Below are 13,713 nucleotides of genomic sequence, written 5' to 3'. Positions count from 1 at the left end.
CCCTTCTTGTTGTGTGTCAGTGTCGGGCTTCTCCGGGCAATCCCGTTGGATCGTCGGGCAACGCGGATGCGTCGCCTTCTTCGTCTGCATCGTTCGAGCGCGCCCAGAAAAAGCGATCCGGCAAATACGCACCCATGCCGGGCCGGAACGCGGCGCGCGCGGCCTGAAATACGTACTCTTGCGCCTCACGCGCGGCCTCGGCAGGTTCCTGACCGTTGGCGAGCAGGGCGGCGACCGCCGAGCCGAGCGTATCGGTCAGGCCCATGACGCGTTGCACGCTGCGCTCCCACGTATCCTGTCGCACGAGCCCTTCTTCGCTGTAGAGCGTGTTGACGTGACGATGCGTGCCGGTTTCCATCGCGAGCACGTACTCGCAGCCCTGCGCCAGAATGTGGGAAATCGCGGAATCGAGCGTCGGCGATTCCGCGTCGCTGTCGGGCTGCGCGAGTTGCAGTAGCGTGGCGTGATCGGCAATCAGCATGGTGGTCTGCGGCACGAGCAGATCGGCGAGCGATTCGCGCAGTTCATCGGCGGACAGGACGTGTTCGTCGTCGAGCGTGAAATCGGGCGCGAGGATCAGCGGCACGTCGTCGTAATCGGAGACGACTTCGGCGATGGCGGACACGAGCTCCGCGCGCGTCGCCGCGCCGATCTTGAAGGCGGCGATCGGCATGTCCTCTAGCAACATGCGCGCCTGGGTCGCGACGGTGTCCGGATCGAGGCCCGTCACTTCATCGCAGGTCGCGGAATCGCGCACCGCGTAGCCCGTCAGCACGGTCGCGCCGTGACAGCCCATGCTGGCGAGCGTCAGCAAGTCGGCCTGCAGGCCGGAGCCGCCCGTGGGATCGGAAAGGCCGAAGGTGAGTACGATCGGTGGGGAATCGCCGGTCATGGCAAAAACGGACATTATGGTATTGGATTGCTTGGATGGACGATCGGCTCTAAGCGAACTCGTGCGCGCCTCGGCGCGTGAGCGAATGCCCGCTCGGTCATGTCTGATTATGCGGCCTAACGCCGCCAGGAATGTTCCTTTGCGCACTTTTTTCCGGTGCGCTAGCCTTCTTCACCGGACCCGGCGTGACGGCCGTTTCGACCGATGTCACGATGCGCGCACCGCAGGCGGGCGGCTTGCTAGGCATCGGCACGGCAACACGGTACCATCATGTCCTATTTTTAAACGACCAATCGACTCGGCATAAGTATGGAATACAGAAGCTGGATGTGCCTGATCTGCGGCTGGATCTACGACGAGGAGGCGGGATTGCCTGACGAGGGCATCGCGCCGGGCACGCGCTGGGAGGACGTTCCGATCAACTGGACCTGTCCCGAATGCGGAGCCCGCAAGGAAGATTTCGAGATGGTCCAGATCTGATCTTGTCGTTCTGCCGCGCCGCATGACTCGCGTCATGCGGCGCGCGTTTTTTGCGGACCGCGTACGTCGCTGACGGCGCGTGCCACGCATGGGCCGCCGTCGGGCGGCCCGTCCGATTTTTCGGATTTTGCAGCGTCAGATGAGTTCGTTGCGGCGATTCCGGCGTCGACCGACGTTGGCGAACAAAGATGCGAAAAGCCTTTGCAGGTTCGGTTCCCGCACTGGCCCGTTAAGGCATACGCTTGAAGCAGGCGCGGCGACGCCGTCTCCCGCCTGTCGATGACGCATTTAAACGGCGGGTGACGGCGGCCTTCCATCGCCGCGCCCGCGAACCGGCTTGTGAGCGCTTGTTATGACATCTCGTCCCGATCTGCCCGTTCCGTACGAAGCCTTGCCCAATCCGCGCGGCGGATCGGTGCGACTCGCAGAAAAGGCGCTGACCGACGCGCTGCACGCGTTCCAGCGTCAGGGCGAAACCGGGGCGGCGCTCAAGCGCGCGATCGCCGCGCTGCATTCGGCGGGGTGGCTTCCCGCGCAGCGCTTCGCCGAGGCGCTGACGCTCGTCGCGCCGCTCGGCGAGGAATCGGAAGGTAGCCACGCACGCATCGCCGATGCGATCGCGGTTTTTCGCGGCGCGGTCGAGCGGCGCAATCTGCGCGAACTCTCGTGCTCGACGGCGCTCTTCGATCACTATCGCGGCCTGCATGCGTTGCTTGCATCGCATACGCGCATCGCGCCGGTTTCCTACGATGACCTCGCCCTCGCGGGCCGCGCGATCGCGCCGGCGACGCTGCGCGGCATCGCGCCCGAGCGGCTCGCGCATACGCGGGCGCGCTATGAGGAAACGTTGCTGAAACTCTTGCGCGGACCGGCCGAAGGCTCCGCCGACACCTTCGCGCGCCTCGACGCCTGCCTCGACGAACTGCGCGGCCCGGATCCCTACGATTTCTGGCGGCTCGCGTCGTCGGCGGTCGTGGCGCTGCGCGAGCGCGCGCAGCGCACCGGCGGCGAGCTGGACTACATCGCCGACGTCAAGCGTCTCTACGCGCGCTTCAACCTCGTGCTGGCGGATCAGGCGCACGCGCTGTCGTACGCGCCGCGCTCGCTCGTGCGCGCGACGCTCGCGCTGCTGTGGCGCGATTTCGCGCTGTACGGCGCGCGGCCGGAAGATGCCGACCACGTCGATGTTTTGCGCGATTACGGGCTGACGGTCGCGTGGCACGTCGCCGCGACGCCCGAATCGGAAGCGGCGTGGGAAGAGAGCGCTGCGCAGGCGGGCGAGGAAGCCTCGCGCGACGCCGCGACGCGCGATCTCGGCGTGCTGCGCGTGAACGCGAGTGCTTACGAGGATTTCCTGCAGAGCGCGGAAACGTCGATCGACGCGCTCGTCGAGCGCGGCACGCAGGCGAACGAAACCGGCATGGTCGACGAAGCGGCGGCGCTGTCGGCGGCCGACGCGTCGCATCGGCTGGGCGCGGCGGCTTGCGCGCTGGGCCTCGGGCATGTCGCGCTCTTGGCGGATACGCTCGGCCTCGCGTGGCGGCGCGTCGCGCATCACGGCGAAACGCACGCCGATGGCGCCGAAGGCGCGACACGCGGCATCGACGCGACCGTGCCCGAGCGCGCCGCGCAAATGCTGCGTTCGATGCTGCATCAGGCGGCGGCCGGCATTGCGCCTTCAGAAGGGCGCGGATCGATCGTTGCGCTGACGTCGATGATCGAAAAACCTGCGCCGTTTGCGCGCTAGTCTTCGCCGTCGTCGTCGGGCGGAAGCTGCTTCGGGCCCGGCGCGCGCACGACGTCATAACGCATGAGCGTGCGTTTTCTGGCGGCTTCGTGATCGACGATCGGCTGCGGAAAATCCGCGCCGAGGGAGATTTTCGCCGCTTTCAGCGCATCCGGTTTCGCAAGCCACGGCGCGTGAATATCGCGATCGGAAAGAGCCGCGATCTCTGGCACGTAATGACGGATGAACTTGCCCGCCGAATCGAATTTCCGTGACTGCGTGACCGGATTGAAGATGCGAAAGTACGGTTGCGCATCGCAGCCGCTCGACGCGGCCCACTGCCATCCGCCGTTGTTGTTCGAGAGCTCGAAGTCGTTCAGATGGGCTTCGAAGTACGCCTCGCCGCGTCGCCAGTCGATGCCCAGGTCCTTCGTCAAAAAACTCGCCACAACCATGCGCAGACGGTTGTGCATGTATCCCGACGCGTTGATCTGCCGCATCGCCGCATCGACGAGCGGATAGCCCGTCTGACCCGAGCACCACGCGGCGAAATTCGCGTCGGCGGCATCGCCCGTTTCCCAGCCGATGCGGTCGTACTCCGGCTTGAACGCGCGATGATCGCCAGCGACGCCGACGTGCGGAAAATGGTGCAGCACGGAGAAATAGAACTCGCGCCAGATCAGCTCGCCTAGCCACGTTTCCGCGCCCTTGTCGCCGTGACGCTGCGCATCGTGGGCGCTGCGGGCGAGCGCGCGGATCGACATCGTGCCGTGCCGCAAATGAACGCCGAGATAACTCGGGCCCTTCAGCGCGGGGAAATCGCGCGTGCGACCGTAGTCGGTCATGCGGTCGCGGAAATCGTCGAAGAGCTCGTAGGCGCCGCGCGCGCCTGCGGGAAACGCGGGGGCGGGTGCATCGCCGAAGCCGAGCGCATCGAGCGATGGAATCGCATGCTTTACGTTCGACGGCGGCTTCGCGAGCGTGTCCAGGTGATCTTCGGATGCGTAGGGCGCAAGCGCATCGGGCGTGAGTGTCGCGAGCCACTTGCGCTTGTACGGCGTGAAGACGGTGTAGGGCTTTGCAGCGCCTGTCATCACATCGTCGTGATCGAAGACGGCCTGATCCTTGAACGAAAAGAACGCGATGTCATGACTCGCGAGCTTCTGCGCGACGGCTTCGTCGCGCGCCTTCGCCGCCGGCTCGTAATCACGATTGACGAACACGGCGTTCGCGCCGCATTCGCGTGCGAGCGAAGAAATATCGTTCATGGGGTGCCCGTGCCGCACGATCAACGCGCCGCCGGCCTCGCGCAACGTGCGATCCAGCTCGACGACGCTCGCGTGAATGAACGGCACGCGCCGGTCTTTTTTGTCGAGCGGCGCGAGAATATCGCGATCGAAAACGAAGGCGCACAGTACCCGACGGCACCTTGTAAGCGCGTGATAGAGTGCAGCATTGTCTGCCGCGCGCAGATCCCGCCGAAACCAGACCAGACCCACATCAAACTCGGCCATCTCGCAGCGCCTTTGTTAAAATTCTGAATTATGTCCAAGACTTCCGATCGCATCAATTTGACGAATCAGTTCCTGATCGCCATGCCCAACATGGCCGATCCGACGTTTTCAGGAACGGTGGTCTACCTTTGCGATCACACGGAGAAGGGCGCGCTCGGTCTCGTCATCAACCGGCCGACCGACATCGACCTTCAATCGCTCTTCAATCGCATCGATCTCAAGCTCGAAATCGAGCCGCTCGTCCATTTGCCCGTTTATTTCGGCGGTCCCGTGCAGACGGAGCGTGGCTTCGTGCTGCACGAAGCGGGCGAGGGCGAACCCTATAGCTCGTCGATGAGCGTGCCCGGCGGACTCGCCATGACCACGTCGAAGGACGTGCTCGAAGCAGTCGCGAGCGGCAAGGGCCCCGATCGCTTCCTGCTTACGCTCGGTCACGCCGGCTGGGGCGCGGGCCAGCTCGAAGAGGAAATCTCGAAGAACGGCTGGCTGACCGTCGAAGCCGATCCGCGCATCATCTTCGACGTACCAGCCGAAGACCGCCTCGAAGCGGCGCTCTCGCTGCTCGGCGTGTCGCGCTCGATGTTGTCCGGCGAAGCAGGGCACGCATGAGCCGCGAAGCCACGCTGCTGGCATTCGATTACGGCGAGAAACGCATTGGTGTCGCCGTCGGCAATACGCTCACCCGCCACGCGCGCGCGCTCGTCACGCTGGAAAACCGCAATCGCGAATATCGCTTCGTCGAAGTGGGCAAGCTGCTCGACGAGTGGAAGCCCGACGCCATCGTCGTCGGCATGCCGATGCATCCCGACGGCACGCCGCACGAAATGAGCGCGCTTGCGAAGCGCTTCGGCAATCAGGTGAACGGACGTTTCAACGTGCCGGTGCAATGGGTGGACGAGCGCTACTCGTCCGTCGACGCCAAAGCCGATTTGCGTGAGCGCGGCGTGCGCGCCAATGCGCGCGGCCGCTTCGACGAAATCGACGCCGAAGCCGCGCGCGTCATCCTTCAACAATATCTCGACGGACTTGCCGACGATCATGAGTTCCATTGACGCCGAGGCGCTGTATCGCGCGCTCGTCGACCAGATTCGCGCTGCCTACGGACAATCGCTCGCCGCGCCCGACGGCGCCGTTCTCGCGGGCATTTTCAGCGGCGGCGTGTGGCTTGCCGAGCGGCTCGCGAAGGATCTGAACGCGCCGCGCTTCGGCGTGGTGAACGTGGCGCTGCATCGCGACGACTACGCGAAGAAAGGCCTGCACAGCCAGGCGAGCCCGACCTCGCTCCCCTTCGAGGTGAACGGCCGCCGCATCATCCTGGTCGACGACGTGCTGTCCACGGGGCGCACCGTGCGCGCGGCGATCAACGAGCTGTACGACTATGGCCGTCCGGCATCGATCGATCTCGCGGTGCTCGCCGATCGCGGCGGGCGCGAAATGCCGATCGGCGCGCGTTTCACCGGCGCGACGCTCGATGTGCCCGCGAATCAGAATCTCGTGCTCGCGCGTCGCGAAGACGGCGCATTCGACTTCAGGACGGAAGCGCGCGCCAGCTGAAGCGAGCGCTTCGACGTCTTTTCAAAGTACATCCGGGATCGACATGAATACCGCCACCGAAGGCGCCGCCGCGCCCGACACCTTTCGCTACGGCTTTCTCAAGGGCAATCCGCAGCTGACGAAGAACGGCGAGCTGAAGCACCTGTTGAGCATCGAAGGATTGCCGCGCTCGATCGTCACGCACATCCTCGATACCGCCGAGCAGTTCGTCAGCGTGACCGATCGCGAAGTGAAGAAGGTGCCGCTTTTGCGCGGCAAGTCGGTGTTCAATCTCTTCTTCGAGAACTCGACACGCACGCGCACCACGTTCGAGATCGCGGCGAAGCGTCTTTCGGCCGACGTGCTGAATCTGAACATCAACGCATCGTCGACGAGCAAAGGTGAATCGCTGCTCGACACGATCAACAATCTCTCCGCGATGCACGCCGACATGTTCGTCGTGCGTCACGCATCGAGCGGCGCGCCGTATCTGATCGCCGAGCATTGCGCGCCGCACGTGCACGTCATCAATGCGGGCGATGGCCGTCACGCGCATCCGACGCAGGGCCTGCTCGACATGTACACGATCCGCCATTACAAGCGCGACTTCACGAAGCTGCGCGTGGCGATCGTCGGCGACATCCTGCATTCGCGCGTCGCGCGCTCCGACATTCACGCGCTGACGACGCTCGGCGTGCCCGAAGTGCGCGCGATCGGACCGCGCACGCTGTTGCCGGGCAATCTCGATCAGATGGGCGTGCACGTCTATCACAATCTCGACGAAGGGCTGAAGGGCGTCGACGTCATCATCATGCTGCGCCTGCAGAACGAGCGCATGAGCGGCGCGCTCTTGCCGTCCGCGCAGGAGTACTTCAAGAGCTGGGGATTGACGCCCGAGCGTCTCGCGCTCGCCGCGCCCGATGCGATCGTCATGCATCCCGGCCCGATGAATCGCGGCGTGGAAATCGACTCGCAAGTGGCCGACGGCCCGCAGTCGGTCATCCTGAATCAGGTGACTTTCGGCATCGCCGTGCGCATGGCGGTGATGGGCATCGTGGCCGGCAACACTGACTGACAAAGACGACATGAAGATCCAGATTCAGAACGGCACGATCATCGATCCGGCGGCCGGCACGGAAGAGCGCAAGGACGTGTTCATCGCGGCGGGCAGGATCGTCGGCATCGGCGAGGCGCCCGCGGATTTCAACGCGGCCAAGGTCATCGACGCTTCGGGGCTTTACGTCGCGCCGGGTTTCGTCGATTTGTCGGCGCGTCTGCGCGAACCGGGCTTCGAACACAAGGCGACGCTCGAATCCGAGATGGCCGCCGCGATGGCGGGCGGCGTGACGAGTCTCGTGTGCCCGCCCGACACCGATCCGACGCTCGACGAACCCGGTCTCGTCGAAATGCTCAAGTTTCGCGCGCAGAAACTGCATCTCGCGCACGTGTATCCGCTCGGCGCGCTGACGGTCGGGCTCAAGGGCGAGACCATCACCGAGATGGTCGAGCTGACCGAAGCGGGCTGCGTCGGCTTTTCGCAGGCGGATAACCCGATCGTCGATACGCGCACGCTGCAACGCGCGCTGCAGTATGCGACCACGTACGGCTATACCGCGTGGCTGCGTCCGCAGGATGCGTACATGTCGAAGGGCGGCGTGGCGGCGAGCGGCGCGGTGGCGTCGCGGCTGGGGCTGTCGGGCGTGCCGGTGTCGGCGGAAACGATCGCGCTGCATACCATCTTCGAACTGATGCGCGTGACGGGCGCGCGCGTGCATTTGTCGCATCTGTCGTCGGCGGCGGGCGTCGCGCTCGTGCGCGCGGCGAAGGCCGAAGGAATCGCCGTGTCGTGCGACGTGACTATCAATCACGTGCATCTGACGGACATCGACATCGGCTATTTCGATTCGCAATTCCGGCTCGATCCGCCGCTGCGTCAGCAACGCGACCGCGATGCGATTCGCGCGGGTCTCGCCGACGGCACCATCGACGCGATCTGCTCCGATCACACGCCGCTCGACGACGACGAAAAGCTGCTGCCCTTCGCCGAAGCGACGCCCGGCGCGACCGGCCTCGAACTGCTGCTGTCGCTGACGGTGAAGTGGGCGCGCGAAGCGAACGTGCCGCTCGCGAAGGCGCTCTCGCGCATCACGTCCGAGCCCGCCGACGTGCTGAAGCTTCCCGCCGGCCGCATTGCGACGGGCGCGCTCGCCGATCTGTGCGTGTTCGATGCGGCGAGCGAATGGCGCGTCGATCCGCTGAAGCTGAAGAGCCAGGGCCGCAACACGCCGTTTCGTGGCTACGAATTGCCGGCGCGCGTGCGTGCGACGGTGGTCGGCGGTCACGTCGCTTACGAGAGCCGCTGAACATGCGCTTCGCATGGCGCAAGCTTCGGCTCGTCGCGCATCTGTTGTACGGCATGTGGATCGTCGCGACGCGCTTTGCCCGCGCGTCGGCGGCCGAACGCGCCGAGATGAACCGACTGTGGTCGCTCGAAATGCTGCGGCTTTCGGGGATGAAGCTCGTCGTGCATAACGACGAGGCGCGGCTCGATAGCGGCGTGCTCGTCGTCGGCAATCACATCTCGTGGATCGATATCTACGTCATCAACGCGTGGCGTCCGACGCCGTTCGTGTCGAAGGCGGAGATCCGCAAATGGCCGGTGGTCGGCTGGCTTGCGCATCAACTGGATACGGTGTTCGTGCAGCGCGAGAAGCGCAGCGACGCGAAGCGCATCATGCACGAGCTCGCGGATCGTCTGCTCGCTGGCGAAAAGATGTGCGTCTTTCCGGAAGGCACGACCTCGGACGGGCAAGCGCTGCTGCCCTTTCACGCGAACATGTTTCAGGCGGCGGTGTCGGCGTCGTGCCCGGTGCAGCCGATCTGCCTGATGTACGAGGATGCGCAAGGAAGGCAATCGACCGCGCCGGCGTATATCGGCGATATGTCGCTCAACGATTCGCTCGATGCGCTCTTGCGCGCGCGGCCGCTCACCGCGCATCTTTACGTGTGCGATCCGCTCGCACCGGGCGCGGACCGGCGGTTGCTCGCGAGCGAGGCGCAGGCTTCCGTCGATGCGGTGCTTCAGCGGATGCGTGGCCTGCCCGCCGTCGGCGATGCGATGCCGGAGGTGCCGCTCACTTCTTCATCGCGCAGCTCACCTGCGTGACGACGCGTTGTGCGGGATCGGCCGTCAGGCGCACCGCCGACAGCTTGTTGCCCCACACGCAGCCCGAATCGAGGCAGAGAACGTCGTCGCGGATCATCAGACCGAGCGCGGCCCAGTGGCCGAAGACGATCGTCACGTCCCGCGTGCGGCGGTCCGGCACGTCGAACCACGGCATGTAGCCGGGCGGCGCGGCATCGGGGCCGCCGTTGTTCGCGAACTCCATCGCGCCTTCGGGCGTGCAGAAACGAATGCGCGTCAACGCGTTGTAGATGACGCGCAGACGATCCGCGCCCTTCAGGTTGTCCTCCCAGCGATGCGGCTCGTTGCCGTAGAGCGTCGCGAGCGCCTCCTTCCAGTTCGGCGCGCGCAAGGCCTGCTCCAGTTCGTGCGCGAGTTCCATGGTCATCGTCGCGTCCCACTGCGGCAGCACGCCCGCGTGGACCATCAGCACGTTATTTTCGAAATGCGCGACGGGTTTGTGGCGCACCCATTCGATGAGATCGTCGGCATCGGGCGCGGCGAGGATGTCATCGAGCGTGTCGCCCTTCTTCGGCTTGCGCAGGCCAGCAGCGACAGACAGCAGATTCAGATCGTGATTGCCGAGCACGACGGTCGCGCGCGAGCCGAGCGCGATCACTTCGCGCAGCGTTTGCAGCGACTTCGGGCCGCGGTTGATCAGATCGCCCGCGAACCAGAGCGGTGTGTCCGGCGCGGGCGCGGCTTTTTTCAGAAGACGCTCGAACGGGTCGCAACAGCCTTGGAGGTCGCCGAAGACTAGGGGGGCGAGGGTGTCGTCGATGCGGGTGGTTGATGCGTCGATCATTGAGAAGAAGCGCCGTGAGAGTATGCTGAATTATGAAGCAGACGGTGAATACTGTCTGCGCGGCGATTCGGGCAGCACGTTAACATTCGTCATGGTCCGCCGTATCATTGAACGTTTGATCGGCGGCCAATTTTGATCCGCCAGGCGGTCTTCGCGCGGCTTGCACGTGCGCCGTCAAAGAAAAAGGGCATTTATGATTCTCGTCACGGGCGGAGCCGGATTCATCGGCGCAAATTTCGTGCTGGACTGGCTGAACGAGTCGGATGAGTCCGTGGTGAACGTCGACAAGCTGACGTACGCGGGCAATCTGGGCACGCTGCAGTCGCTCAAGAATGACGCGCGTCACGTCTTCGCGCGCGCGGACATCTGCGACCGGGCGGCCATCGACGCCTTGCTGGCGCAGCACAAGCCGCGCGCGATCGTGCACTTTGCGGCGGAAAGCCATGTCGATCGCTCGATTCACGGTCCCGCCGATTTCGTGCAGACGAACGTGGTCGGCACCTTCACGCTGCTCGAAGCCGCGCGCATGTACTGGGGCAAACTGCCCGAAGCCGAGAAGCAGGCGTTTCGTTTCCTGCACGTTTCGACCGACGAAGTGTTCGGCTCGCTGTCAGCCACCGATCCTCAATTCTCCGAGACTACGCCTTACGCGCCGAACAGCCCGTACTCCGCGACTAAGGCCGGTTCCGATCACCTCGTGCGCGCTTATCACCATACGTACGGCCTGCCGGTTCTGACGACGAACTGCTCGAACAACTACGGTCCGTATCAATTCCCCGAGAAGCTGATTCCACTGATGATCGCCAATGCGCTCGGCGGCAAGCCGCTGCCCGTATATGGCGACGGCCAGAACGTGCGCGACTGGCTGTATGTCGGCGATCACTGCGCGGCGATCCGCGAGGTGCTTGCACGCGGCGAGCGTGGCGAGACGTACAACATTGGTGGATGGAACGAGAAGAAGAACCTCGATGTCGTGCATACGCTGTGCGATTTGCTCGACGCGGCGCGTCCGAAGGCGAGCGGCTCATATCGCGATCAGATCACGTACGTGAAGGATCGTCCGGGTCATGATCGCCGCTATGCCATCGATGCGCGCAAGCTCGAACGGAAACTGGGCTGGAAGCCCGCCGAGACGTTCGAAACGGGACTGGCGAAGACGGTCCGGTGGTATTTGGACAATCAGCCGTGGGTGGACGAGGTTGCTTCCGGCGAGTACCGGAAGTGGGTGGAAACGAACTACGCGCAGCGCGCGTGAAGGACTGAAGATGGCGCGCAAGGGCATCATTCTGGCGGGCGGTTCGGGCACGCGGCTCTATCCGATCACGCATGTGGTCTCCAAGCAACTGCTGCCGGTGTACGACAAGCCGATGATCTATTACCCGCTCTCGACGCTGATGATCGCGGGAATACGGGACGTGCTGGTGATTTCGACGCCGCAGGACACCGCGCGCTTCGAGGCGATGCTCGGGGACGGCAGCCAGTGGGGCATGAATATCTGCTACGCGGTGCAGCCGTCGCCGGACGGACTTGCGCAGGCGTTCATCATCGGGCGGGAGTTCGTCGGCAATGATCCGTCGACGCTCATACTCGGCGACAACATCTTCTACGGCCACGACCTGGCGAAGCTGCTCGAAGGCGCAAGCGCACGCGCCGAAGGTGCAACGGTGTTCGCGTATCATGTGCACGATCCGGAGCGCTATGGCGTGGTCGAATTCGATCAGCAGTTCCGCGCGTTGTCGATAGAGGAGAAGCCCGCGAAGCCGCGCTCGAACTACGCGGTGACGGGGCTGTATTTCTACGACAACACGGTGTGCGATATTGCGGCGGACATCGAGCCGTCGCCGCGTGGTGAGTTGGAAATCACGGATGTCAACTCGTGCTATCTGAAGCAAAGCAGGCTGCAGGTGCAGATCATGGGGCGCGGGCACGCATGGCTCGATACCGGCACGCACGAATCGCTGATCGAGGCCGCGACCTTCATTGCGACGCTGCAGAAACGGCAAGGATTGATCGTCGCGTGTCCCGAAGAAATCGCCTACTGGAGCAACTGGATCGACGAGGAGCAACTCCTCCGGCTCGCAGCGCCGCTTTCAAAGAACGCCTACGGACAATATCTGCTTAACCTTCCGAAAGAACACCTTGCATGGCCATCCAAGAAGTAATCGCTACGGCACTGCCCGAAGTCAAGATCATCGAGCCGAAGGTCTTCGGCGATGCGCGCGGGTATTTCTACGAAAGTTTCAACGCGCGTGAGTTCGCCGAACTGGTCGCGCCGGGCGTCGAGTTCGTGCAGGACAATCATTCGCGCTCCGCGCGCGCTGTATTGCGGGGGCTGCATTATCAGATCGAGCATGCACAGGGGAAGCTCGTGCGCGTTGTGGAAGGCGAAGTGTTCGACGTCGCGGTCGACATTCGCAAGAGCTCGCCGAATTTTGGCAAGTGGACGGGCGTGAAACTGTCGGCAGACATCCATCGGCAGTTGTGGGTGCCGCCAGGATTCGCGCATGGTTTCGTCGTGCTTTCGGACTCTGCGCAGTTTCTCTACAAGACGACCGACTATTGGTTTCCTGAGCACGAGCGCAGCATCGTGTGGAACGACGAGTCGATCGGTATCGAATGGCCCATCGACTTCGAACCCATACTCGCCGCGAAAGATCGTGATGGCAAGCGTCTCGTCGATGCGGAATGCTACGCATGACTATCCTGCTGACCGGCGTGAACGGACAAGTCGGGTTCGAGCTTGCTCGCACGTTGCAAGGCCTTGGGCGTGTGATCGCGGTCGATCGCAATGCGCTCGATCTGCGCGATCTCGATCGCGTGCGGAACTTCGTGCGTGCGACGAAGCCGGATGTCATCGTGAATCCGGCGGCGTACACGGCTGTCGATGAAGCGGAGGATCAACGCGAGGAGTCCCATAGGCTGAATGCCGAATTGCCCGAAGTGTTCGCGGAAGAGTGCGCGCGGACCAACGCGTGGCTCGTCCATTATTCGACCGACTATGTATTCGACGGCGCGAAGTCATCGCCCTATGTCGAGAGCGACGCGGTCGCCCCATTGAACGTATACGGCGAGACCAAGCTCGCAGGCGAGCGCGCGATCGCGCGAAGCGGATGCCGGCACCTGATCTTGCGGACGAGCTGGGTGTACGGCGCGCGCGGCGCGAATTTCATGCGCACGATTCTGCGTTTGGCGGAGCAGCGGCCCGAATTGACGGTCGTAGCCGATCAATTTGGCGCGCCCACGTGGAGCCGAACGATCGCCGAGGTCACCGCGAACATGCTGGCGCAGATCGCCGCCGCGGAACGAAGCAAGCCCGGTGCATTCGACGAACGGAGCGGCGTCTATCACCTCACCAACGGCGGAAGGACTTCCTGGTACGAGTTCGCGCGTGAAATCCTGCGCGTTTGGGGTTGCGAAGACAGAACGCGCATCGAACCGATTCCGGCGAGCGCTTATCCGGTCAGAGCCCGCCGTCCGTTCAACTCCTGCCTGTCCAACGAAAAACTCGCGGCGACGTTCGGCCTCGCCGCGCCGGACTGGGTGCGCGCGCTGGAGCTATGCGCGCAGCAGGACTGATCT

Annotated in this window: 15 protein-coding genes; 12 read left to right on the top strand and 3 right to left on the bottom strand. The window is 64.0% G+C overall.

Annotated features, from left to right (window positions below; genetic code table 11):
- Positions 1–16: 16 nt before the first annotated feature.
- Positions 17–892, bottom strand: coding sequence for a bifunctional hydroxymethylpyrimidine kinase/phosphomethylpyrimidine kinase (gene thiD / locus LDZ23_RS10920; protein WP_244807559.1), 876 nt, complete (start codon positions 890–892; stop codon positions 17–19).
- A gap of 309 nt (positions 893–1,201) precedes the next feature.
- Between thiD and LDZ23_RS10915 the strand changes: the two genes are divergently transcribed.
- Positions 1,202–1,372, top strand: coding sequence for a rubredoxin (locus tag LDZ23_RS10915; protein WP_008342674.1), 171 nt, complete (start codon positions 1,202–1,204; stop codon positions 1,370–1,372).
- 352 nt (positions 1,373–1,724) lie between these two features.
- Entirely contained in the window at positions 1,725–3,119 is a 1,395-nt protein-coding gene (locus LDZ23_RS10910) for a hypothetical protein (protein ID WP_244807558.1), read from the top strand.
- Here the strand turns inward: LDZ23_RS10910 and LDZ23_RS10905 are convergent.
- Entirely contained in the window at positions 3,116–4,612 is a 1,497-nt protein-coding gene (locus LDZ23_RS10905; protein ID WP_244807557.1) for a cryptochrome/photolyase family protein, read from the bottom strand. The genes LDZ23_RS10910 and LDZ23_RS10905 overlap by 4 nt on opposite strands.
- A gap of 30 nt (positions 4,613–4,642) precedes the next feature.
- Here LDZ23_RS10905 and LDZ23_RS10900 point away from each other — a divergent pair, with 30 nt between their 5' ends.
- Genes LDZ23_RS10900 through LDZ23_RS10875 form a run of 6 tightly spaced genes read left to right on the top strand, consistent with a single transcriptional unit; the run spans position 4,643 to position 9,311 of the window.
- Positions 4,643–5,221, top strand: a complete 579-nt coding sequence (locus tag LDZ23_RS10900; RefSeq protein WP_244807556.1) for a YqgE/AlgH family protein — start codon at positions 4,643–4,645, stop codon at positions 5,219–5,221.
- On the top strand, positions 5,218–5,664 hold the full coding sequence (gene ruvX / locus LDZ23_RS10895) for a Holliday junction resolvase RuvX (RefSeq protein WP_244807555.1): 447 nt from the start codon (positions 5,218–5,220) through the stop codon (positions 5,662–5,664). Before LDZ23_RS10900 ends, ruvX begins: the two co-directional genes overlap by 4 nt.
- Positions 5,651–6,166, top strand: a complete 516-nt coding sequence (gene pyrR / locus LDZ23_RS10890) for a bifunctional pyr operon transcriptional regulator/uracil phosphoribosyltransferase PyrR (protein WP_244807554.1) — start codon at positions 5,651–5,653, stop codon at positions 6,164–6,166. Before ruvX ends, pyrR begins: the two co-directional genes overlap by 14 nt.
- Positions 6,167–6,209: 43 nt before the next feature.
- Complete coding sequence (locus tag LDZ23_RS10885) at positions 6,210–7,220, top strand: aspartate carbamoyltransferase catalytic subunit (protein WP_008342662.1); 1,011 nt, start codon at positions 6,210–6,212, stop codon at positions 7,218–7,220.
- 10 nt (positions 7,221–7,230) lie between these two features.
- Positions 7,231–8,508, top strand: a complete 1,278-nt coding sequence (locus LDZ23_RS10880) for a dihydroorotase (protein WP_244807553.1) — start codon at positions 7,231–7,233, stop codon at positions 8,506–8,508.
- 2 nt (positions 8,509–8,510) lie between these two features.
- A complete protein-coding gene (locus LDZ23_RS10875; RefSeq protein WP_244807552.1) occupies positions 8,511–9,311 on the top strand; it encodes a lysophospholipid acyltransferase family protein in 801 nt (266 codons plus the stop codon).
- On the opposite strand, the gene LDZ23_RS10870 is transcribed toward LDZ23_RS10875, so the two are convergent.
- A complete protein-coding gene (locus tag LDZ23_RS10870) occupies positions 9,280–10,134 on the bottom strand; it encodes a symmetrical bis(5'-nucleosyl)-tetraphosphatase (RefSeq protein ID WP_244807551.1) in 855 nt (284 codons plus the stop codon). The two genes, LDZ23_RS10875 and LDZ23_RS10870, sit on opposite strands and share 32 nt — an antisense overlap.
- Positions 10,135–10,327: 193 nt before the next feature.
- Here LDZ23_RS10870 and rfbB point away from each other — a divergent pair, with 193 nt between their 5' ends.
- From rfbB to rfbD, 4 genes are read left to right on the top strand one after another with little or no spacing between them, the layout of a single operon-like run.
- Positions 10,328–11,389, top strand: a complete 1,062-nt coding sequence (gene rfbB / locus LDZ23_RS10865; RefSeq protein WP_244807550.1) for a dTDP-glucose 4,6-dehydratase — start codon at positions 10,328–10,330, stop codon at positions 11,387–11,389.
- Between the two features lie 10 nt (positions 11,390–11,399).
- Complete coding sequence (rfbA, locus tag LDZ23_RS10860; RefSeq protein ID WP_244807549.1) at positions 11,400–12,296, top strand: glucose-1-phosphate thymidylyltransferase RfbA; 897 nt, start codon at positions 11,400–11,402, stop codon at positions 12,294–12,296.
- On the top strand, positions 12,278–12,832 hold the full coding sequence (rfbC, locus tag LDZ23_RS10855; protein WP_244807548.1) for a dTDP-4-dehydrorhamnose 3,5-epimerase: 555 nt from the start codon (positions 12,278–12,280) through the stop codon (positions 12,830–12,832). Before rfbA ends, rfbC begins: the two co-directional genes overlap by 19 nt.
- Complete coding sequence (gene rfbD, locus LDZ23_RS10850) at positions 12,820–13,710, top strand: dTDP-4-dehydrorhamnose reductase (RefSeq protein WP_244807547.1); 891 nt, start codon at positions 12,820–12,822, stop codon at positions 13,708–13,710. The genes rfbC and rfbD overlap by 13 nt, the downstream gene beginning before the upstream one ends.
- The last annotated feature ends 3 nt before the right edge of the window (positions 13,711–13,713 follow it).

Source organism: Caballeronia zhejiangensis (genome assembly GCF_022879815.1).
GTDB classification, from domain to species: domain Bacteria; phylum Pseudomonadota; class Gammaproteobacteria; order Burkholderiales; family Burkholderiaceae; genus Caballeronia; species Caballeronia zhejiangensis.
Note: the sequence above shows the minus strand (reverse complement) of the source record. Positions and strands in the feature narration are given on the sequence as shown.